Raw genomic sequence first — 20,448 nt, forward strand, 5'->3', positions numbered from 1 at the left:
CCATCATGAACAAGCCTTCCCTTTTCGAGTACGCCCCGGCCCCCGAGTCCCGCTCGGTCGTCGACATCGCCCCGTCCTACGGGCTCTTCATCGACGGAGAGTTCACCGAGGCCGCCGACGGCAAGGTCTTCAAGACCGTCTCGCCGTCCTCCGAGGAAGTCCTCGCCGAGGTCGCCCAGGCGGGCGCCGCCGACGTCGACCGCGCCGTGAAGGCCGCCCGCAAGGCCTTCGAGAAGTGGTCCGCGCTGCCCGGTTCCGAGCGCGCCAAGTACCTCTTCCGGATCGCCCGGATCATCCAGGAGCGCAGCCGCGAGCTGGCCGTCCTGGAGACCCTGGACAACGGCAAGCCGATCAAGGAGACCCGCGACGCGGACCTCCCGCTGGTCGCGGCGCACTTCTTCTACTACGCGGGCTGGGCCGACAAGCTCGACCACGCGGGCTACGGCGCCAATCCGCGCCCCCTCGGCGTGGCCGGCCAGGTCATCCCCTGGAACTTCCCCCTCCTGATGCTGGCGTGGAAGATCGCCCCGGCGCTCGCCACCGGCAACACGGTGGTGCTGAAGCCGGCCGAGACCACCCCCCTCTCGGCGCTGTTCTTCGCGGACATCTGCCGCCAGGCGGGCCTGCCCAAGGGCGTCGTCAACATCCTCACCGGCTACGGCGACGCGGGCGCGGCCCTCGTCGAGCACCCGGACGTGAACAAGGTCGCCTTCACCGGCTCCACCGCCGTCGGCAAGGCCATCGCGCGCTCGGTCGCCGGTACGGACAAGAAGGTCACCCTGGAGCTGGGCGGCAAGGGCGCCAACATCGTCTTCGACGACGCCCCCATCGACCAGGCCGTCGAGGGCATCGTCACCGGCATCTTCTTCAACCAGGGCCAGGTCTGCTGCGCGGGCTCGCGCCTGTTGGTCCAGGAGTCGATCCACGACGAGCTGCTCGACTCGCTCAAGCGCCGCCTGTCCACGCTGCGCCTCGGCGACCCGCTGGACAAGAACACCGACATCGGCGCGATCAACTCCGCGGCCCAGCTGGCCCGGATCACCGCGCTCGCCGAGACCGGCGAGGCCGAGGGCGCCGAGCGCTGGTCCCCGGCGTGCGAGCTGCCGTCCGCCGGTTACTGGTTCGCCCCGACGCTCTTCACCAACGTCACCCAGGCGCACACCGTGGCCCGCGACGAGATCTTCGGACCGGTGCTGTCCGTGCTGTCGTTCCGTACCCCGGACGAGGCCGTCGCCAAGGCGAACAACAGCCAGTACGGCCTCTCCGCCGGCATCTGGACGGAGAAGGGCTCCCGCATCCTCGCGGTCGCCAACAAGCTCCGCGCGGGCGTCGTCTGGGCCAACACGTTCAACAAGTTCGACCCGACCTCGCCCTTCGGCGGCTACAAGGAGTCGGGCTTCGGGCGCGAAGGCGGCCGCCACGGCCTGGAGGGCTACCTCGATGTCTGACCAGCAGCGCAGTACCGACAAGGGCGGCTCCGCCGCCGGGCGTCTGAGCGTCTTCAAGACCTACAAGCTGTACGTCGGGGGGAAGTTCCCCCGCTCCGAGAGCGGCCGGGTGTACGAGGTGACCGACAGCAAGGGCACGTGGCTGGCCAACGCACCGCTGTCCTCCCGCAAGGACGCCCGCGACGCGGTCGTCGCCGCCCGCAAGGCCTTCGGCGGCTGGTCGGGCGCGACCGCGTACAACCGCGGCCAGATCCTCTACCGCGTCGCCGAGATGCTGGAGGGCCGCAGGGACCAGTTCGTCCGCGAGGTCGGCGAGGCCGAGGGGCTGTCCAAGTCCAAGGCGGCCGCCGTCGTGGACGCGGCCATCGACCGCTGGGTCTGGTACGCGGGCTGGACCGACAAGATCGCGCAGCTCGTGGGCGGTGCCAACCCGGTCGCGGGGCCGTTCTTCAACCTCTCGACGCCCGAGCCGACCGGTGTGGTCACGGTCGTGGCCCCGCAGGACTCGTCCTTCCTGGGCCTGGTCTCGGTGATCGCCCCGGTGATCGCCACGGGCAACACGGCCGTCGTCATCGCGAGCGAGACGTCCCCGCTCCCGGCCCTCTCGCTCGGGGAGGTGCTCGCCACCTCCGACCTGCCGGGCGGCGTGGTCAACATCCTGTCCGGCAAGGCCGCCGAGATGGGCCCGCACCTGGCCGCGCACCAGGACGTCAACGCGATCGACCTGGCCGGCGCCGACGAGGCGCTCGCCACGGAGCTGGAGATCGCGGCGGCGGACAACCTCAAGCGCGTGCTGCGCCGGTCGTCCGCCGACGACTGGACCGCCGACCCGGGAACGAAGCGGATGACGGCGTTCCTGGAGACCAAGACGGTCTGGCACCCCACGGGCTCCCTGGGCGCCTCCGGTTCGGCGTACTAGCCGGACCCGCCCCCCTGACCGGCCCCGACAGCGACCCCCGTGCTGTCGGGGCCTTCCCGTACCCGCTCCCGGCGGCCCGCCCGCTTCCGCGCCCCTACTTCACCGCGCCCGGGAGCAGCGGCCCGAGCAGCGAGGAGGCCGCCGCGGCGGGGAGTTCGCCGACCTTGGCGCCCTTGGTCACGCTGTCGGTGACCATGGTCGTGCCGACCGCCGGGAAATCGGCGACCTTCGTGCCGACACCGTTGTTCAGCGGGTCCACGCCGGTGTTGGCCAGTGGGTTGACCTGGAGGTTCGCGATCGGGTTGGTGACCCCGGCCAGCGCGGCCGGTACGTCCAGCTCGCCCGCCTGGGCCCCGCCCGTGGCCAGGGTGAGGGCCGCACCGGCCATGGTCAGGGTGAGGCCTGCGGTGCGCAGGACCGACGAGGGGGCTGCGTGACGTGCCATGGAGTTCCACCTGTGGTTGCGTCTGCGGTCGTAGTCGTGTGCGCACGCAGCGTAGTTGAGGTGTGATCCTGGATACCAACCGGCCACCGGGAGGACCCCCTGCGCGGGTTAATGGTTCACACTGGTGTCCCGTGAGCTGTTCCTCTCCCTCCCCGACCCGAGTCGTCCTGCTGACCGGTCCGTCGGGCTCCGGAAAATCTTCGCTGGCCGCGCGCTCCGGGCTGCCCGTGCTGCGCCTCGACGACTTCTACAAAGAGGGCGACGACCCGAGCCTGCCGCTGGTGGAGGGCAGCTCCGACATCGACTGGGACTCCCCGCTGTCCTGGGACGCGGACGCGGCCGTCGAGGCCGTCGCCGCCCTGTGCGCGGGCGGCCGGACCGACGTGCCGGTCTACGACATCGCCACCAGCTCGCGGAGCGGGTCCGAGACCCTGGACATCGCGCGCACCCCGCTGTTCATCGCGGAGGGCATCTTCGCGGCGGACATCGTGGCGCGGTGCCAGGAGCTGGGGCTGCTGGCCGACGCGATCTGCCTGCGCGGGCGCCCGGCGACCACCTTCCGGCGCCGCCTCGCGCGCGATCTGCGCGAGGGCCGCAAGTCGGTGCCGTTCCTGCTGCGCAGGGGCTGGCGGCTGATGCGGGCCGAGCGCGGGATCGTGGCGCGGCACACCGCGCTGGGCGCGCACGCCTGTGCCCGGGACGAGGCCCTGGGCCGGCTGGCGGCCGCCGCGGCCGGGCGCCACCGTACGACGCGCAGCGGCGCCCCGGCCTGATCCGGCCGCGCCGCACCCTCGGGGCACGCCCCGCACGCACGCAAAACGCACGCACGCAAAAACGAGCGGGATCAAGCGGACCCCCGGCCGCCTGATCCCGCTCGTTCCCCCTCCGTGGCCGCCGTCCCACCCCCGTAGGACGGTCCCCCCGGCCGTGTGGTCTCCGTGGCGTTACGCCACCAGCTCCTTGAAGGACTCCGCCTCGTCCGCGCCGAAGCTCAGGGCCTGGTCCTCGCGCAGGCGGCGCAGGGAGCGCCAGATGCTCGACTTGACCGTGCCAACGCTGATGTCCAGGATCTCGGCGATCTCCGGGTCCGTGCGGCCCTCGTAGTAGCGCAGCACCAGCATCGTGCGCTGCGGCTCCGGAAGGCGGGTCAGGGCCTGCCACAGGACCGCGCGCAGCTCGGTGCCGCGCATCGCGTCCGTGTCGGAGGCCGTCTCCGGCAGCTCCTCGGTCGGGTACTCGTTCAGCTTCCGCCGGCGCCAGGCGCTGATGTGCAGGTTCGTCATGGTGCGGCGCAGGTAGCCGCCGACGGCCGCCTTGTCGCTGATCCGGTCCCAGGCACGGTAGGTGGAGAACAGCGCGCTCTGGAGCAGGTCCTCCGCCTCGTGGCGGTCACCGGTGAGGTGGAAGGCCGTCGCGTAGAGCGAGGCCCGGCGCTGCTGGACGTACGCCGTGAACTCGGCTTCCGCCGACGCGGACGGTGCGGTGGCGGTCGCGGGAGCCGCGGCGGGGGCGGCGTACTGCTGTGCGTCGATGGCTGCCGTGTGTGCCGGCCGCTGCCGGGCGACGCTGACCTGACGGACACCCGCCCGTCGGTTCACATCGTGCAGCCGCGTGACAACCGCGCTGGTCGTGGTGCCGTACAGCGTGTTCATCTCGCGCCCCCCGTCGTGGAGTGTGTCTGCTTCGGTTCTCCGAAGGTTCTTCTTCCGTGCGTTGGTAGAAGACTGCCCCGGGCAGATAACCGGGGTGTCCTTCGACTGTCACAGGCCTGTCACAGGCGCCTGTGGACGGGCCGCGGCGGGAGTTCGCCGCACGACGGTCGTACGCCCGACGGCCGATGGGACAGAATGAGCCCGTGCCTTTCCTGTTGCTGATCGAGGACGACGACGCCATCCGCACGGCCCTCGAACTCTCCCTGTCACGCCAGGGCCACCGTGTGGCCACCGCGGCGACGGGTGAGGACGGCCTGAAACTGCTGCGCGAGCAGCGGCCGGACCTGATCGTGCTGGACGTGATGCTGCCCGGGATCGACGGTTTCGAGGTGTGCCGCCGGATCCGGCGCACCGACCAGCTGCCGATCATTCTGCTGACCGCGCGCAACGACGACATCGATGTCGTCGTCGGCCTGGAGTCGGGGGCCGACGACTACGTCGTCAAACCCGTCCAGGGCCGGGTGCTCGACGCCCGGATCCGGGCCGTGCTGCGCCGCGGCGAGCGCGAGGCGACCGATTCGGCGGTCTTCGGGTCGCTGGTCATCGACCGCGCCGCGATGACGGTGACCAAGAACGGCGAGGACCTCCAGCTCACGCCGACCGAGCTGCGGCTGCTCCTGGAGCTGAGCCGGCGACCGGGCCAGGCCCTCTCGCGCCAGCAGTTGCTGCGGCTGGTCTGGGAGCACGACTACCTCGGCGACTCCCGCCTGGTCGACGCGTGCGTCCAGCGGCTGCGCGCCAAGGTGGAGGAGATCCCCTCCTCGCCGACGCTCATCCGTACCGTGCGCGGCGTCGGCTACCGCCTGGACTCTCCGCAGTGATCCGTACGGCACTGGGCCCGCTGCTCTCGGGCCGCCGTTGGACGAGCCTGCGGCTGCGGCTGCTCCTGGTCTTCGCGCTCGTCGCGCTGACGGCCGCGGTCTCGGCGTCGGGCATCGCGTACTGGCTCAACCGCGAGGCGGTCCTCACCCGCACCCAGGACGCGGCGCTGGGCGACTTCCGGCAGGAGATGCAGAACCGGGCGGCGGCGCTGCCGGCCGACCCCTCGCAGGAGGAACTCCAGCGCACCGCCGAGCTGATGGCGGGCAGCAGCCCCGGCTACAGCGTGCTGCTGGTGCGCGAGGGCAAGGACGGGCGCAAGGTGTTCGGCACCGCGGGCCCCGACTCCTTCGGGCTGGACGACGTACCGAAGTCCCTCCAGCAGGCGGTCGGCGACCGGCAGAAGACCACCTCGGCCAACAACGCCGAGTACCACATGTACTGGCAGCGCACGAAGCCGCGCGGCAACCCCTACCTGGTCGGCGGGACGCGGATCGTGGGCGGCGGGCCGACGGGGTACATGTACAAGTCGCTCGCCCAGGAGCGGGACGACCTGAACGCGCTGGCCTGGTCGCTGTGCATCGCGACCGGGCTCGCCCTGCTGGGCTCGGCGCTGCTCGCGCAGGCGGCGGCGCGCACCGTGCTCAAGCCCGTGCAGCGGCTCGGGGACGCGGCGCGCAAGCTCGGCGAGGGGGAGCTGGACACCCGGCTGGAGGTGTCGGGTACCGACGAACTGGCCGATCTGTCGCACACGTTCAACAAGACCGCCGAGGCGCTGGAGAAGAAGGTCGCCGACATGAGCGCGCGGGAGGAGTCGAGCCGGCGGTTCGTCGCCGACATGTCCCACGAACTGCGCACGCCCCTGACGGCGCTGACGGCCGTGGCCGAGGTGCTCGAAGAGGAGGCCGACACCCTCGATCCGATGATCGCACCGGCGGTCGCGCTGGTCGTGAGCGAGACGCGGCGGCTCAACGACCTGGTCGAGAACCTGATGGAGGTCACCCGCTTCGACGCCGGAACGGCCCGGCTGGTGCTGGACGACGTCGACGTCGCCGACCAGGTCACGGCCTGCATCGACGCGCGCGCCTGGCTGGACGCGGTGGAACTGGACGCGGACCGCGGCATCGTGGCGCGCCTCGATCCGCGCCGCCTCGACGTGATCCTCGCGAACCTGATCGGCAATGCCCTCAAGCACGGCGGCTCGCCGGTCCGGGTCTCGGTGCGCGTCAGCGACCCGTCCGAAGACCGCGAGGAGGGCGTGTCGTGGCTGGTCATCGAGGTCAAGGACAACGGGCCGGGGATCCCCGAGGAAGTGCTGCCGCACGTCTTCGACCGGTTCTACAAGGCGAGCGCCTCGCGGCCGCGTTCGGACGGCAGCGGACTGGGCCTGTCCATCGCGGTGGAGAACGCCCACATCCAGGGCGGTGAGATCACCGCCGCCAACGGCGAGGGCGGCGGCGCGGTGTTCACGCTGCGGCTGCCGGTGGACCTGGGAGGAGGTGTGGGCGGATGAGGCGCACGAAGCGGATGACGCGGCTGCGGGACGGTCTGCTCCTCGGCGCGGCCGTCGCGGGGCTGCTGGCCGGCACGGCCGGCTGCGGGATCCGGGCCACGACGGTCCCGGTCGACGTCGGGGCGGCGCCCTCGCGGGTGTCCTGCGACACGCCGGCCGCCGGGTCGGTCACCGAGGGCCAGTCCTTCCGGGCCAGCGTGCAGCTGGTGTGCGGATCGCAGCTGGTGGGCGTGGACCGGCTGGTGCCGCTGCCGGAGAAGCGCACGGCGCGCGACCCGGCGGCCCTGGTCGCGCAGGCCCTGCTGGAGACGCTGGAACGGGCGCCGTCCGCGCAGGAGGCCGACGCCGGGTTCAGCACCGGAGTGCCCCAGGGCCTCTCGGCGGCCGCGCCGCGCCCGGGCGACCCCAAGGGTGCGCTGCGCCTGAGCCGCAAGCCGGAGGACCTGCCGCCGATCGCCCTGTCGCAGATCGTGTGCACCCTGGTGGGCACCGAAGCGGTGGGCCTGTCCTCGGGCCCGGTGGTCCTGGGCGGCCCGGACGCGGACCCGCCGCGCGCGTGGGAGTGCACGGACGCCGTCCGCGCCCGCCCGGAATCCGTCCCGACCCTGGGCGACGTGGTCCGCCAGTCCCCTTCCCCCACCCCGACCGCCTCTTCCTGACGCCCCGCTCGCGCGCCTCGGCGCGGGGGCGCCGCCCCGGCCGCGCGGAGCCGAGGCGCCCGTCCTCAGCGGACGACGGGCCCCCGACCGGCCCTCCAGTCGGTGATGCGTTTGCGGATGCTGGGCACCATGGGGAGGGCGTCGGTGGCGTCCGGCGCGAACCACGCCACCTCGAACGACTCGTCGGACGTCCGGAGCGTGCCCCCGGTGGGGCGGGCGAGCAGGCAGATCGAGAACTCCTGCCGGACCTCGCCGTCGTCGTACGCGAAGACGTGGCCGGGGTCGGTGTACGTCCCGACGATGCCGGTGATCTCGACCGTCATGCCCGTCTCTTCGAGCGTCTCCCGGACCGCGCAGTCCGCGAGGGACTCCCCGAGCTCCATGGTGCCGCCGGGCAGGGCCCACATGCCGTTGTCCGTACGGCGCTGCAAGAGCACCCGCCCCTGGCCGTCGACCACGACCGCCGACGCGGCGGGCACCAGACTGTTCGCGCGGGGCGCGTCGGGATCGTCCTCGTAGTCACGCCTGCCCATCTCGCGTTCCCTCCCTGATGTCACGCCCTCTGCTCCACAGCTCTTCGACGTGAGCGGCGAACCGGTCGAACATCCCGTCCGCCTGCCGACGTCGTAGGTGCATCATCGGCGAATCGTGACCGACTCTGCGCGCCAGGATCGGCGTGACGATCATCTCGCTGTCGAACCGGAAGACGGACAGGTTGACGTGGCCGGTCTCGAACCGGCCCTCGATGTTGCTGACATCGCGCAGCTGCTCCAGCTCGTTCAGCGTCACGGCGATACGGGTGGACAACGTGAGCGGTACGCCTTCCTCGGCTTCCCGTGCCGCGGTGACGGGGCTGTCCGGGTCACCGATCAGGAACCTAACCCTGCATCCGTCCTGGGCCTTTCGGCGCAAGGCGCCCGCGAGGTTGGCTTGTTCCAGCCACAGGAAGTAGTTGGTGTATCCGGCGAAGACGAGATCTCGTCGGGCCTTTGTCACCAGGGATCGCCAGAGACTCGCCGGTGCGGATGAGCGATATGGGTAGACCTGGACGATCTCTCTGTCCGGGCCGGTGGTGAGTGCCGATCGGATGGCGTTGGGCCACAAGGCAGTTTCCTCCTCGCCTAAGGCTTCACAGGCTGCCCATCGGTGGCGGGCATGAGGGATGCGGCTCGACTCGGTGATCCAACGGCCAATCGTCTTCGCGTCGACGCCGCAAGCGTCTGCGAGCTGCTTCTCGGTCATCTTGGCATTTGCCATCGCACGGCGCAGTGCGTGATTCACAGTTCGCCTCCGTGGGCCGTTGCGGACGGAACGAACGGTAAGGGCGAGACGTCCCAAACGTCCTGCAAACGCGGTAGCAACGCTCTGACGTGCGATGGAGCATCGGTGCATGCCCGGCTCATTTCGCCCATCGGTGTCGTAGGACCGGGACTCGACATCACATCCGTGGACAGGGAGAGCTGTTGTGCGAACTCAGACAGTCGCGGGCCGACGCATGAGTGGCCCGCGTGCGTGGATCGGCGATCTCGTCGAGGACGAAGACGGTCAGCCGGCCGTCGTCACCGACGTGGCCGGGGGAGCGGTGTGGGTTCTACGTCCCCCTGACGGGCTCCTGGCGCCGCATTGGATCACCACCGACCCCGGCAGCCTGTACGTCGTCCAGACGCGCGCCGATCGCCTGCGTCTCCACCGTCCGGCGGCCGCTGCGTCGGGAACGCGGCCGTGATCCGGGGCTCGGGCGACCGTGAGCCGCGCGTGTTGCTGACCGTGCGGGTGTCCAGGGATTCCGGTCGGACCTGGGAGCGTACGTCCGAGGTGCGCGAGGGGGACTCGGTGGTGGTCCTGTCGGACCCGGGCCGGTACCCGCCGTGCGAGTGCCCGCGGTGTGTGGGGCGGCGCTCGGTGTCGGCCAGGTCGCTGCGGCCCGCCTCGTGAACGTCCTGAAGGATCAGAACAAGTCGGAGGAGACTGCGATGGGTTGGGGAACAGGAAAGGGCGGCGGCGGTGGCGACGGCAAGCACGCGGGGAAGAAGGACCCCGGCACGGCCAAGCCGTCGTCGGACACCGCGCAGCCGAAGCAGGAACCGAAGCACAAGGGAAAGTAGGCCGCGGGTATGCCATTGATCGGAGCGACCGAGCGGGCCGCCATGCGCGGCCTGCTCGGCTCGGTGAACGAGAGTCTCGGGGCCCCGCTGGCCCCCGCGTGGGAAGCCGCGTTCTGGGCCGTGCCCCGGCATGCCTTCCTGCCCGAGACGGTCTGGCTCGTCGGCGACTTGGCGGAGTGCTCACGGGGGACGGCGCCGGAAGTCTGGCTGCGCCATGCGTACGCGGACAGGCCCGTGGTCACGCAGGTCAACGACGGGCAGCCCGCGGAACCGGAGGACCGCTTCGCTTCCTGTTCCGCCTCGGCCCCCTCCATCGTCTTCCGCATGCTCGACATGCTGGACGTGACCCCAGGGCAGAGCGTCCTGGAGATCGGCACCGGGACGGGGTGGAACGCGCGCCTGCTCGCGCACCGCCTCGCGCCGGAGCGCGTCACCACGATCGAGGTGGATCCGGAGCTGGCCGCTCAGGCTGCCGTGCGCCTCGGGAACCTGGGCCTGGAACCGCGGGTGATATGTGGTGACGGTGCCTTCGGGTACGAGGAAGGCGGCCGGTACGACCGGGTGATCGCCACGTGCTCGGTACGATCGATCCCGTCGGCCTGGAGAGAACAGACCAGGCCGGGCGGCGTGATCCTGGCGCCGTGGGAATCACCGTGGTTCTGCTACGGGCTCGTGCGGTTGACCGTGGACGGCTACGGCGGCGCCTCGGGCTCGTTCTCTCCGCACTCGGCCTTCATGCTGATGCGCGGTCAGCGCACGGACCTGAGGATCTACAAGGACGTGCTGCGCGACGAGCACGTCCCGGCGGAGTCGTCCACGCGACTGTCCCCGTGGGCGGTGTCCGGGGACGACTGGGCGGCGCAGTTCGCGGTCGGTCTCCAGCTCGGCGACGTCTGGCGGACCTGGCACGACAACCCCGACGTCGAGGGCGTGGCCTCCCGCCTGTGGCTGGCCACGACTGATGCGACGTCCTGGGCGGCGGTGGACTGGGACGGGAAGAACCCGGAGAACTCGGACCGCTTCACCGTGTGGGAACACGGCCCCCGGCGCTTGTGGGAGTCGGTGGAGGCCGCCTACGGCTGGTGGAGCGGTGCGGGCCGACCCGGACCGGAGCGGTTCGGGCTGACGGTCACTCCCGAGGGCCGTCACGTGCCGTGGCTCGACAGTCCGGACAACCCGGTTCCTGGCCCGGCCTGACGCCCGTACGGCCCCCGTACGCCGACGGCCCCCTCGGGGAGCCGAGGAGGCCGTCGGGTGTCTGCTTCGAAGGGCTAAATGCCCGCCGCCTGCGCCAGGTCCTTCTTGATCGCGTCCAGGACCTCCTGGCCGCGGGTGCGGGCCGGGGTGAGGTCGGCGGGGTCCGCCACCGGGACGACTACCTCCAGGTAGCACTTGAGCTTGGGCTCCGTGCCGGAGGGGCGGACGATGACCCGGGCCTTGTAGGCGCCGTCCAGGTAGTAGCGCAGGCCGTCCGTGGGCGGCAGCGACGCCGTGCCCTCGTTCAGGTCCTCCGCCGAGACGACCGGCAGGCCCGCCAGCGAGACCGGCGGGCGGGCGCGCAGCGCCGCCATCGCCGAGGCGATGACGGAGAGGTCCTCGACGCGGACCGACAGCTGGTCGGTGGCGTGCAGGCCGTGGGCCAGCGCCAGGTCGTCCAGCAGGTCCGTGAGGGTGCGGCCCTCCTCCTTGAGGACGGACGCCAGCTCGGCGACCAGCAGGGCGGCGCTCACGCCGTCCTTGTCGCGGACGCCCTCGGGGTCCACGCAGTAGCCGAGCGCCTCCTCGTAGCCGTAGCGCAGGCCCTCGACGCGGGAGATCCACTTGAAGCCGGTAAGGGTCTCCTCGTAGCCGACGCCGGCCGCTTCCGCGATCCGGCCCAGCAGGCTGGAGGAGACGATCGACTCCGCGAAGACGCCCCGCGCGCCCTTGGCCACCAGGTGCGCCGCCAGCAGCGCGCCGACCTCGTCGCCGCGCAGCATCCGCCAGCCCGACGCCGAGGCGGCGTCCGGGACGGCGACGGCGCAGCGGTCCGCGTCCGGGTCGTTCGCGATCACGATGTCCGGGTTCACCCGGGCGGCCGTCGCGAAGGACAGGTCCATCGCCCCCGGCTCCTCCGGGTTGGGGAAGGCCACCGTCGGGAAGGCCGGGTCCGGCTCGGCCTGCTCGGCGACGAGCACCGGCGCCGGGAAGCCGTGCCGGGCGAAGGCCGCCGTCACGACGTCCTTGCCGACGCCGTGCATGGCCGTGTAGACGGTCCGCACGGTCCGCGGGGACCCGGGGGTCAGGACCGCGTCCGTACGCGCCAGGTAGGCCTCCAGGACCTCGTCACCGAGCTCCTCCCAGCCGCTCTCCGGGCGCGGTACGTCGGCCAGCGCGCCGATCGCGCCGATCCGCGCCGCGATCTCCGCGTCCGCCGGGGACACGATCTGGGAGCCGTCGCCGAGGTAGACCTTGTAGCCGTTGTCCCGGGGAGGGTTGTGGCTCGCGGTCACCTCGACGCCGGCGACGGCGCCCAGGTGCCGTATGGCGAAGGCGAGGACGGGCGTCGGCAGCGGGCGGGGCAGGACGGCCGCGCGCAGACCGGCGCCGGTCATCACGGCCGCGGTGTCCCGGGCGAAGTCCGCCGACTTGTAGCGCGCGTCGTAGCCGACGACCACCAGGCCGCCCGCGTGCCCCTGGGCCTTCAGGTGGGCCGCGAGGCCCGCCGCGGCGCGGATGACCACGTTGCGGTTCATCCGCATCGGGCCCGCGCCCAGCTCGCCGCGGAGCCCGGCGGTGCCGAACTGGAGGAGGCCGGAGAACCGGTCCGCCAGCTCGTCCAGGTCCCGCTTCTCGATGAGCCGGGCCAGCTCCCCGGCGGTCTCCGGGTCGGGGTCCTCCGCCAGCCAGGCCTGCGCCCGGGCGATCAGGTCGTCCTGTTCCTGCACTGCTTGCGCCTGCACTGCTTCCGCCTTACCTCTCGTGACCTCACGTACCGCCGGTTCGGATGGGCTCAGATCCTGGCGAGGACCCGGGTGAGCAGCTGGCCCATGCGGGCGGCCGAGTCGCGGCCGGCCTGGAGGACCTCTTCGTGGTTGAGCGGCTCGCCCGACAGGCCCGCCGCCAGGTTGGTGACCAGGGAGATCCCGAGGACCTCGGCGCCGGCCTCGCGGGCCGCGATGGCCTCCAGCACGGTGGACATGCCGACCAGGTCCGCGCCCATGACGCGGATCATGTTGATCTCGGCCGGGGTCTCGTAGTGCGGGCCGGGGAACTGGACGTAGACGCCCTCTTCCAGCGACGGGTCGATCTCCTTGCACATCGCGCGCAGGCGCGGCGAGTACAGGTCCGTCAGGTCCACGAAGTTCGCGCCGATGATGGGCGAGGTGGCCGTCAGGTTCAGGTGGTCGCTGATCAGGACCGGCTGGCCGGGGCGCATGCCCGCGCGCAGGCCGCCGCAGCCGTTGGTGAGGACGATGGTCTTGCAGCCGGCGGCGACGGCGGTACGGACGCCGTGCGCGACGGCGGCGACGCCGCGGCCCTCGTAGTAGTGGGTCCGGCCGAGGAAGAGCAGCGCGCGCTTGTCGCCGATCTTGTACGAGCGGATCTTGCCGCCGTGTCCTTCGACGGCGGGCGGGGGGAAGCCCGGGAGTTCGGTGACCGGGAACTCGGCCTCGGGAGCGCCGAGCGCCTCGGCGGCGGGCGCCCAGCCGGAGCCCATCACGAGGGCGACGTCGTGGGATTCGGCGCCGGTGAGCTCACGCAGACGCGCGGCCGCGGCGTCGGCGGCGGCGTGGGGATCGGTAACAGATGCGTTCACGCGGACGAGCGTAACCGCTCCGCCCCTACGCGCGTAGATGGCACAGCTCACGGTGTTCGGATCGTTGCCTTGTCGTTTCCGACCAAATGTCCCGCCGGGGCCGCCCGGCCCCGGCGGGAGGGGTCAGCAGGGCCGCTTGCGCAGTTCCATCACGTAGTCGTGCGGCGCGCCCGCGGATTCGGCGGCGTCCGCCAGTTCTCCGAGGTACCGCGCGGAGGGCAGCCCGCCCTCGTAGCCGTTCAGGACGTACACCCAGGCGGCCTCCTCGCCGTCCAGGGTGTGCACCCGCACGCGCATCCGGCGGTAGATGTCGAGACCGACGCCCTCCCACCGGTCCATGGACTCCTCGTCCGGCGGCGCGATGTCGTACAGGGCGACGAATACCTGGTGGCGGGGTGCTTCCACGATCGTGGCGAGCGCGCCTTCCCAGCCCATCTGTTCCCCGCCGAAGGTCAGCCGCCAGTCGTTCAGCCACCCCGTTCCGCGCAGCGGGGAATGCGGAGCGCGGCGCGTCATCAGCCGCGGGTCGAGGTTGCCGGCGTATGCGGCGTAGAGCGACATGAGGTCGAGGGTACGGGAGGGACGGGCCCGGGCGCGTGCCCGGATGGCGGACCGGGCGCGAAGCACCGGGAAGCGTGCGGGACAATGGGGCACGGAATGCATCCCCCGGGGAGGACCCCCGGAACCCCCGGCCGGGGGGCAGCCGGCCGGGTAGACGTGAGGCGGACTTTTCGTGACCCGGATCGTGATCATCGGCGGCGGCCCCGGCGGCTATGAGGCGGCCCTGGTAGGCGCCCAGCTCGGCGCGGAGGTGACCGTCGTGGACTGCGACGGTCTGGGCGGGGCGTCGGTCCTGACCGACTGCGTGCCCTCCAAGACCCTGATCGCCACCGCCGAGGTGATGACGACCTTCGACTCGTCCTACGAGGAGCTGGGCATCGTCGTCGCCGACGACACCCCACCGCTGGAGCAGGCGGCCCGGGTGGTCGGCGTGGACCTCGGCAAGGTGAACCGACGGGTCAAGCGCCTCGCGCTGGCCCAGTCCCACGACATCACCGCCTCCGTGACCCGGGCCGGCGCCCGCGTGCTGCGCGGCCGCGGCAAGCTCGGCGGCCCGCAGGGCATCGACGGCACCCGGGACGTCATCGTGACGGCCGCGGACGGCACGGAGACGATCCTGACCGCCGACGCCGTCCTGATCGCCACCGGCGGGCACCCGCGCGAGATCCCGGACGCGATGCCCGACGGCGAGCGGATCCTGAACTGGACCCAGGTCTACGACCTGGAGGAGCTGCCCGAGGAACTGATCGTGGTCGGCTCGGGCGTCACCGGCGCCGAGTTCGCCGGCGCCTACCAGGCGCTCGGCTCCCGGGTCACCCTCGTCTCCTCCCGCGACCGCGTGCTGCCGGGCGAGGACCCGGACGCCGCGGCCGTCCTGGAGGACGTGTTCCGCCGCCGCGGCATGAACGTCGTCGGCCGCTCCCGCGCCGAGTCCGCCAAGCGCGTCGGCGACCGCGTCGAGGTCACCCTCTCCGACGGCCGCGTCATCACCGGCTCGCACTGCCTGATGGCGGTCGGCGCGATCCCCAACACCCGGAACATGAACCTGGAGGAGTCCGGGGTCCGGCTCACCGACTCCGGGCACATCTGGACCGACAAGGTCTCGCGGACCTCCTCCCCGGGCGTGTACGCCGCCGGCGACGTCACCGGGATCTTCGCGCTGGCGTCCGTCGCGGCCATGCAGGGCCGGATCGCGATGTACCACTTCCTGGGCGACGCGGTGACCCCGCTGAACCTCAAGACGGTCTCCTCGAACGTCTTCACCGACCCCGAGATCGCCACCGTCGGCTATACGCAGGCCGACGTGGACTCCGGCAAGATCGACGCCCGCTGCGTGAAGCTGCCGCTGCTGCGCAACCCGCGAGCCAAGATGCAGGGCATCCGCGACGGCTTCGTGAAGCTGTTCTGCCGCCCCGGCACCGGGATCGTGGTGGGCGGCGTGGTCGTGGCCCCGCGCGCGAGCGAGCTGATCCACCCCATCTCGATCGCCGTCGACAACAATCTGACCGTCGAGCAGATCGCAAACGCGTTCACCGTGTACCCCTCGCTGTCCGGATCGATCGCCGAAGTGGCCCGCCAGCTGCACACCCGCAAGGCCGCCGGAGAGGCGTAACGCCGGTCCCCCTTCCGGCGCTTCCGGTTCCGACCGGTCGCGCCGGAAGCGCGCATATCACACCGGTGCCCGATCTGTTCTCGTCTTCTGCATTTCGGTGCCGAGGACTGAAAGGAACGGACTGGTTGCGTTACTGTCAGTTTCGTGTTCGCTGCAGAACGTCGTCAATTGATCCTCGAAATGGTGCGCGCCAACGGAGCGGTTTCGCTCCGTGAGCTCGCCCGCGTCGTCCAGACCTCCGAAGTGACCGTACGGCGGGACGTGCGGGCACTGGAGGCAGAAGGACTCCTCGACCGCCGGCACGGCGGTGCGGTTTTGCCGGGCGGCTTCACGCGGGAGTCCGGCTTTCCGCAAAAGTCCCATCTCGCGACGGCGGAGAAGACCGCCATTGCCGATGTCGCCGCGAGCCTCGTCGAAGAAGGCGAGGCCATCGTCGTCGGCGCGGGCACCACGACCCAGGAGCTGGCCCGCCGGCTCGCCCGGGTGCCCGGTCTGACCGTCGTCACCAATTCACTGCTCGTCGCCCAGGCACTGGCGCACGCCAACCGGGTCGAGGTCGTGATGACCGGCGGCACCCTGCGCGGCTCCAACTACGCGCTGGTGGGCAGCGGGGCCGAGCAGTCCCTGCAAGGGCTGCGCGTCTCCCGGGCCTTCCTGTCCGGCAGCGGCCTGACCGCCGAACGCGGGCTGTCCACGTCCAACATGCTCTCCGCGAGCGTGGACCGGGCGCTCGTCCAGGCGGCCGCCGAGGTCGTGGTCCTGGCCGACCACACCAAGCTCGGTACGGACACCATGTTCCAGACGGTGCCCACGGACGTCATCACCCGGCTGGTGACGGACGAACCGCAGCCGCACGACGAGCGGGCCGGCACCGAACTCCAGGCGCTGGCCGACCAGGGCGTGCAGATCACGGTCGCGGGGGCCGGCGCCCCGGCCGCCGACGGCATGCAGGGCCGGCGGCCGCGCCGCGACTCCCCGCTGCCCGTACAACGCCGTGGCGGCCCCACCGCCCAACTGCGCAGCGCCCCCGCGGGGATGCTGGAGCAGCAGGCGGGGGAGCGCGCCAGGGTCGCGGACATGCGCCGCCGCTAGGGCGCGTGAACGCGTGGGAACGCCGACGGGGCCGGAGTGATCCGGCCCCGTCGGCGTGCGGTGCCGTGCGGCGCGATCGCGCGGTCGGGGACCGCGCGGCCCCGGACCTCAGTCCTTGATCTCGCAGATGGTGGCGCCGGAAGTGACCGAGCCGCCGACGGCGGCGGCGAGGCCGACGACGGTGCCGGAGCGGTGGGCGTTGAGGGGCTGTTCCATCTTCATGGCTTCGAGTACGACGACCAGGTCGCCCTCGTTGACCTGCTGGCCCTCTTCGACCGCGACCTTGACGATGGTGCCCTGCATCGGCGACGCGAGGGTGTCGCCGGAGGCGGCCGGGCCGGACTTCTTCGCGGCGCGCCGCTTGGGCTTGGCGCCGCCGGCGGCCGCGGTGCGGGCCAGGGTCATGCCCAGGCTGGAGGGCAGCGAGACCTCCAGGCGCTTGCCGCCGACCTCGACCACGACGGTCTCGCGGCCCGGCTCGTCCTGCTCCTCGTCGGCCGCGGGGACCACGAACGCGGGGATCTCGTTGACGAACTCGGTCTCGATCCATCGGGTGTGGACCGTGAACGGAGCGCCGCCGGCGGGTGCGAACGCGGGGTCGGCGACGACCGCGCGGTGGAAGGGAACGGCGGTGGCCATGCCCTCGATCTCGAACTCCGCGAGCGCGCGGGCCGCGCGCTGCAGGGCCTGCTCACGGGTGGCGCCGGTGACGATCAGCTTGGCCAGGAGCGAGTCCCAGGCCGGGCCGATGACGCTGCCGGACTCCACGCCCGCGTCCAGGCGCACGCCCGGGCCCGAGGGCGGGGCGAACTTGGTGACGGTGCCGGGGGCGGGCAGGAAACCGCGGCCCGGGTCCTCGCCGTTGATGCGGAACTCGATGGAGTGCCCGCGCAGGACCGGGTCGCCGTAGCCGAGTTCCTCGCCGTCGGCGATCCGGAACATCTCGCGGACCAGGTCGATCCCGGAGACTTCCTCTGTGACGGGGTGCTCGACCTGCAGGCGGGTGTTGACCTCCAGGAAGGAGATCAGGCCGTCGGCGGAGACGAGGAACTCCACCGTGCCGGCGCCGACGTAGCCGGCTTCCTTCAGGATTGCCTTCGACGCCGCGTACAGCTGCGCGTTCTGCGCCTCGCTCAGGAACGGGGCGGGCGCCTCCTCGACCAGCTTCTGGTGGCGGCGCTGGAGCGAGCAGTCACGGGTGGAGACGACGACCACGTTGCCGTGGGTGTCGGCCAGGCACTGGGTCTCCACGTGGCGCGGCTTGTCGAGGTACTGCTCGACGAAGCACTCGCCGCGTCCGAAGGCCGCGACGGCCTCGCGGACCGCCGAGTCGTAGAGCTCGGGGATCTCCTCCAGGGTGCGGGCGACCTTCAGGCCGCGGCCGCCGCCGCCGAAGGCGGCCTTGATCGCGATGGGCAGCCCGTGTTCGGCGGCGAAGGCGACGACCTCGTCGCTGCCGGAGACCGGGTCGGGGGTGCCCGCGACGAGCGGGGCCCCGGCGCGCAGCGCGATGTGCCGGGCGGCGACCTTGTCGCCCAGGTCGCGGATGGCCTGCGGGGGCGGGCCGATCCAGGTCAGGCCCGCGTCGATGACGGCCTGCGCGAAGTCGGCGTTCTCCGACAGGAAGCCGTATCCGGGATGGATGGCGTCCGCGCCCGAATCGGCTGCCGCCTGGAGGACCTTCGCGATGTCCAGGTAGCTGGCGGCCGGGGTGTCACCGCCCAACGCGAAAGCCTCGTCGGCCGCGCGGACGTGCAGAGCGTCCCGGTCCGGATCCGCGTACACGGATACGCTGGCGATCCCGGCGTCCCGGCAAGCCCGAGCAACGCGGACAGCGATTTCGCCACGGTTGGCGATGAGCACCTTGCGCACGATGACTCCCTCCTTGAAAAACAAGCTGAGTTTAGGGACAGCCGACACGGCCTTTCGACCCGTCCCCAGAGGTGAGCTTGCCCACACGGAGCGTTAATCGAGGCTTCCTAGAGCGTCGACACCCCTTGTGGCGCCCCAGGTCAGCGGGATCCCCGACTGCACCCTAGCCGGGCCGTGTGTCCAAGGTCTCTGCGTTCGGGGTCAGCGGGTCACCGGGTTTCTTTGTGGACTCCCTACCAACGGGTACGGCTTTCTTTGCCCGCAACCCGGCCGCCCCCACCCCTTGTCCGCGGGTTTACCCGTGAGTAGCCTCCAGGAGTCGAACGCTTTTGTGGACGCATGCGGATCGGGTGGGGGCGCCGTGCTGCGCAGACTCGTGGCCTCGGTGGCCGCGATCGTGCTTGTGGTGGAAGCGGCGGTGCTGGTGCTCGTGCACATCGTGCTGGGCGCGACCACGCACAACCAGGCCATGTCGATAGCGGGCATGGACCCGGACGTCATGTCCGCGGCCACCTACGCCATGGGCGCGGGCATCGGGGTGTTCCTGCTGGCCGGGGCCGTGCTCCTGGCCATTACCGCGATCCGTGACCGGCCGCCGGGCCGCTTCGCGCGGGTGCTGTTCGTCGTCACGGCCGTCACGCACGTCGTGCTCGGCGCCCTGGCCGCCGCGCTGGTCGGCTGGGGCGCCTTCGCCGCCACGATGGTGATCTTCTGCCTGCTCGTGCTGGTCCTGACGCTCTACGCCCGGGCCGTCGGGGAGAGCCCCCGCGAGGGCGCCGGGGAGATGAAGGTCACGTCCACAAGTCCGTGATGGACACGCCGAGTTCGCCCAGCAATGAGCGGAGCAGCGGAAGCGACAGCCCGATCACGTTGCCCGGGTCGCCGTCGATGCCGTCGATGAAGGGCGCCGAGCGCCCGTCCAGCGTGAACGCCCCGGCCACGTGCAGCGGCTCGCCGCTCGCCACGTACGCCGCGACCTCCGCGTCGCTCGGCTCGCCGAAGCGGACCGTCGTGGACGCCGTGGCCGACACCCGGGCCCCGCTCGCGGTGTCGATCACGCAGTGCCCGGTGCGCAGCACGCCCACCCGCCCGCGCATCGACTTCCAGCGGGCCGTGGCCTCCTCGGCGTCGGCGGGCTTGCCCAGCGCCTCCCCGTCCAGCTCCAGCACGGAGTCGCAGCCGACCACCAGGGCCCCCGCGGCCTCCGGCAGGGCCGCCACCACGGCGGCCTTGGCCTCGGCCAGGACGAGGGCCAGCTCGGCCGGTGTGTCGGCGTCCAGGGCGTCCTCGTCGACCCCGCTGACGATCACGTGCGGGGCGAGGCCGGCCTGGCGCAGCAGGTTCAGCCGGGCGGGCGAGGCGGAGGCGAGGACGAGGGCGCGCGGCTGCGCGGGCGTGGCGGTCATGGGAGCCATCGTAGGAGCCGCGGGGGCGCCCGTCGGCACGCTCTAGCGCAGACCGTGCACGCCGAGGACGTAGACGACCACCACCATCGCCAGCGCCAGGACCACGCCCATCCGGCGGAGCATCGACTGCGCCTCGCGCATGTCCCGCGGCGGTTCGTTCTTCGGATCGGACCAGAGCATTCCACGATCGTGCTCCGCGGACGCCGGTGGCGCCTGAGTACGGGTACTCAGGCGCCACCGTCCGTTCACTCGGTCCGCGGGTCAGGACGGCCAGTACGTACGCCCCCACGCCCGCGGTCCCGGCTGCGGCAGCCGCCGCCGGGCCACCCGCGAGGGCGCCGCCCACTCGTCCTCGACCCGGGGCGCGGCCGGCGCCGCCGCTGCCAGCGCCGCCGCGCGCGCCTGGACCACCGCCAGAGCGGCGGCCAGCTCCTCGGCGGTCGGATTGCCCTTGACGACCTTGATCACCACAGAGACCTCCAGGGT

The 20,448-nt window shown here is 71.9% G+C and carries 23 protein-coding genes; 12 read left to right on the top strand and 11 right to left on the bottom strand.

Annotation, left to right across the window (positions count from 1 at the left end):
• Positions 1-5: 5 nt before the first annotated feature.
• Positions 6-1,448, top strand: a complete 1,443-nt coding sequence (locus ABZY31_RS03045) for an aldehyde dehydrogenase family protein (protein ID WP_356404183.1) — start codon at positions 6-8, stop codon at positions 1,446-1,448.
• Entirely contained in the window at positions 1,441-2,367 is a 927-nt protein-coding gene (locus tag ABZY31_RS03050) for an aldehyde dehydrogenase family protein (protein WP_356404185.1), read from the top strand. The genes ABZY31_RS03045 and ABZY31_RS03050 overlap by 8 nt, the downstream gene beginning before the upstream one ends.
• A gap of 94 nt (positions 2,368-2,461) precedes the next feature.
• On the opposite strand, the gene ABZY31_RS03055 is transcribed toward ABZY31_RS03050, so the two are convergent.
• A complete protein-coding gene (locus ABZY31_RS03055) occupies positions 2,462-2,812 on the bottom strand; it encodes a hypothetical protein (protein WP_356404187.1) in 351 nt (116 codons plus the stop codon).
• 65 nt (positions 2,813-2,877) lie between these two features.
• Between ABZY31_RS03055 and ABZY31_RS03060 the strand changes: the two genes are divergently transcribed.
• Entirely contained in the window at positions 2,878-3,585 is a 708-nt protein-coding gene (locus ABZY31_RS03060; RefSeq protein ID WP_356404419.1) for a uridine kinase, read from the top strand.
• Positions 3,586-3,756: 171 nt separating this feature from the next.
• Here the strand turns inward: ABZY31_RS03060 and ABZY31_RS03065 are convergent, their stop codons facing one another.
• Complete coding sequence (locus ABZY31_RS03065; RefSeq protein ID WP_356404189.1) at positions 3,757-4,464, bottom strand: SigE family RNA polymerase sigma factor; 708 nt, start codon at positions 4,462-4,464, stop codon at positions 3,757-3,759.
• Between the two features lie 203 nt (positions 4,465-4,667).
• Here ABZY31_RS03065 and afsQ1 point away from each other — a divergent pair, with 203 nt between their 5' ends.
• The 3 genes from afsQ1 to ABZY31_RS03080 are packed head-to-tail and all read left to right on the top strand — an operon-like array spanning position 4,668 to position 7,515.
• Positions 4,668-5,345 carry a two-component system response regulator AfsQ1 gene (afsQ1, locus tag ABZY31_RS03070; protein ID WP_283460500.1) on the top strand — a complete coding sequence of 226 codons (678 nt, stop codon included), beginning with the start codon at positions 4,668-4,670 and terminating at the stop codon, positions 5,343-5,345.
• Positions 5,342-6,856, top strand: a complete 1,515-nt coding sequence (locus tag ABZY31_RS03075; RefSeq protein ID WP_356404191.1) for a HAMP domain-containing sensor histidine kinase — start codon at positions 5,342-5,344, stop codon at positions 6,854-6,856. The genes afsQ1 and ABZY31_RS03075 overlap by 4 nt, the downstream gene beginning before the upstream one ends.
• On the top strand, positions 6,853-7,515 hold the full coding sequence (locus ABZY31_RS03080) for a hypothetical protein (protein ID WP_356404193.1): 663 nt from the start codon (positions 6,853-6,855) through the stop codon (positions 7,513-7,515). The genes ABZY31_RS03075 and ABZY31_RS03080 overlap by 4 nt, the downstream gene beginning before the upstream one ends.
• Positions 7,516-7,580: 65 nt before the next feature.
• On the opposite strand, the gene ABZY31_RS03085 is transcribed toward ABZY31_RS03080, so the two are convergent.
• Together ABZY31_RS03085 and ABZY31_RS03090 are read right to left on the bottom strand one after the other, a co-directional pair.
• Positions 7,581-8,048: an NUDIX domain-containing protein gene (locus tag ABZY31_RS03085; protein WP_356404195.1), complete on the bottom strand. Its 468-nt coding sequence runs from the start codon at positions 8,046-8,048 to the stop codon at positions 7,581-7,583.
• Complete coding sequence (locus ABZY31_RS03090; protein WP_356404197.1) at positions 8,035-8,796, bottom strand: XRE family transcriptional regulator; 762 nt, start codon at positions 8,794-8,796, stop codon at positions 8,035-8,037. The genes ABZY31_RS03085 and ABZY31_RS03090 overlap by 14 nt, the downstream gene beginning before the upstream one ends.
• Positions 8,797-9,010: 214 nt before the next feature.
• Here ABZY31_RS03090 and ABZY31_RS03095 point away from each other — a divergent pair, with 214 nt between their 5' ends.
• From ABZY31_RS03095 to ABZY31_RS03105, 3 genes are all read left to right on the top strand, one after another.
• A complete protein-coding gene (locus ABZY31_RS03095; protein WP_356404198.1) occupies positions 9,011-9,241 on the top strand; it encodes a hypothetical protein in 231 nt (76 codons plus the stop codon).
• A 205-nt stretch (positions 9,242-9,446) separates the two neighbouring features.
• A complete protein-coding gene (locus ABZY31_RS03100) occupies positions 9,447-9,620 on the top strand; it encodes a hypothetical protein (RefSeq protein ID WP_356404200.1) in 174 nt (57 codons plus the stop codon).
• 9 nt (positions 9,621-9,629) lie between these two features.
• Positions 9,630-10,817: a methyltransferase domain-containing protein gene (locus ABZY31_RS03105; RefSeq protein WP_356404202.1), complete on the top strand. Its 1,188-nt coding sequence runs from the start codon at positions 9,630-9,632 to the stop codon at positions 10,815-10,817.
• Positions 10,818-10,891: 74 nt separating this feature from the next.
• Here ABZY31_RS03105 and ABZY31_RS03110 read toward each other — a convergent pair whose 3' ends face one another.
• From ABZY31_RS03110 to ABZY31_RS03120, 3 genes are all read right to left on the bottom strand, one after another.
• A complete protein-coding gene (locus ABZY31_RS03110) occupies positions 10,892-12,547 on the bottom strand; it encodes a phospho-sugar mutase (RefSeq protein WP_356404421.1) in 1,656 nt (551 codons plus the stop codon).
• 65 nt (positions 12,548-12,612) lie between these two features.
• Positions 12,613-13,419, bottom strand: coding sequence for a purine-nucleoside phosphorylase (locus ABZY31_RS03115; protein WP_356404204.1), 807 nt, complete (start codon positions 13,417-13,419; stop codon positions 12,613-12,615).
• Positions 13,420-13,542: 123 nt separating this feature from the next.
• Complete coding sequence (locus tag ABZY31_RS03120; RefSeq protein ID WP_356404206.1) at positions 13,543-13,980, bottom strand: gamma-glutamylcyclotransferase; 438 nt, start codon at positions 13,978-13,980, stop codon at positions 13,543-13,545.
• 172 nt (positions 13,981-14,152) lie between these two features.
• Between ABZY31_RS03120 and ABZY31_RS03125 the strand changes: the two genes are divergently transcribed.
• Positions 14,153-15,592, top strand: a complete 1,440-nt coding sequence (locus ABZY31_RS03125; protein ID WP_356404208.1) for an NAD(P)H-quinone dehydrogenase — start codon at positions 14,153-14,155, stop codon at positions 15,590-15,592.
• A gap of 144 nt (positions 15,593-15,736) precedes the next feature.
• Positions 15,737-16,684: a DeoR/GlpR family DNA-binding transcription regulator gene (locus ABZY31_RS03130; RefSeq protein ID WP_356404209.1), complete on the top strand. Its 948-nt coding sequence runs from the start codon at positions 15,737-15,739 to the stop codon at positions 16,682-16,684.
• A gap of 108 nt (positions 16,685-16,792) precedes the next feature.
• On the opposite strand, the gene ABZY31_RS03135 is transcribed toward ABZY31_RS03130, so the two are convergent.
• Positions 16,793-18,556, bottom strand: coding sequence for a biotin carboxylase N-terminal domain-containing protein (locus ABZY31_RS03135; protein WP_356404211.1), 1,764 nt, complete (start codon positions 18,554-18,556; stop codon positions 16,793-16,795).
• 361 nt (positions 18,557-18,917) lie between these two features.
• Between ABZY31_RS03135 and ABZY31_RS03140 the strand changes: the two genes are divergently transcribed.
• A complete protein-coding gene (locus ABZY31_RS03140; RefSeq protein WP_356404213.1) occupies positions 18,918-19,367 on the top strand; it encodes a hypothetical protein in 450 nt (149 codons plus the stop codon).
• Here ABZY31_RS03140 and ABZY31_RS03145 read toward each other — a convergent pair.
• The 3 genes from ABZY31_RS03145 to ABZY31_RS03155 all read right to left on the bottom strand — a co-directional run bounded on the left by ABZY31_RS03145 (position 19,348) and on the right by ABZY31_RS03155 (position 20,433).
• On the bottom strand, positions 19,348-19,971 hold the full coding sequence (locus ABZY31_RS03145; protein ID WP_356404215.1) for a nucleoside triphosphate pyrophosphatase: 624 nt from the start codon (positions 19,969-19,971) through the stop codon (positions 19,348-19,350). The two genes, ABZY31_RS03140 and ABZY31_RS03145, sit on opposite strands and share 20 nt — an antisense overlap.
• Before the next feature lie 33 nt (positions 19,972-20,004).
• Positions 20,005-20,142 carry a hypothetical protein gene (locus ABZY31_RS03150; RefSeq protein ID WP_356404217.1) on the bottom strand — a complete coding sequence of 46 codons (138 nt, stop codon included), beginning with the start codon at positions 20,140-20,142 and terminating at the stop codon, positions 20,005-20,007.
• A gap of 81 nt (positions 20,143-20,223) precedes the next feature.
• Positions 20,224-20,433 (bottom strand): acyl-CoA carboxylase epsilon subunit, encoded by a 210-nt coding sequence (locus ABZY31_RS03155; RefSeq protein ID WP_356404219.1) that lies wholly within the window; start codon positions 20,431-20,433, stop codon positions 20,224-20,226.
• Positions 20,434-20,448: the final 15 nt, after the last annotated feature.

The sequence above is a fragment of the Streptomyces sp. NPDC006529 genome, from assembly GCF_040611795.1.
Classification (GTDB): domain Bacteria; phylum Actinomycetota; class Actinomycetes; order Streptomycetales; family Streptomycetaceae; genus Streptomyces.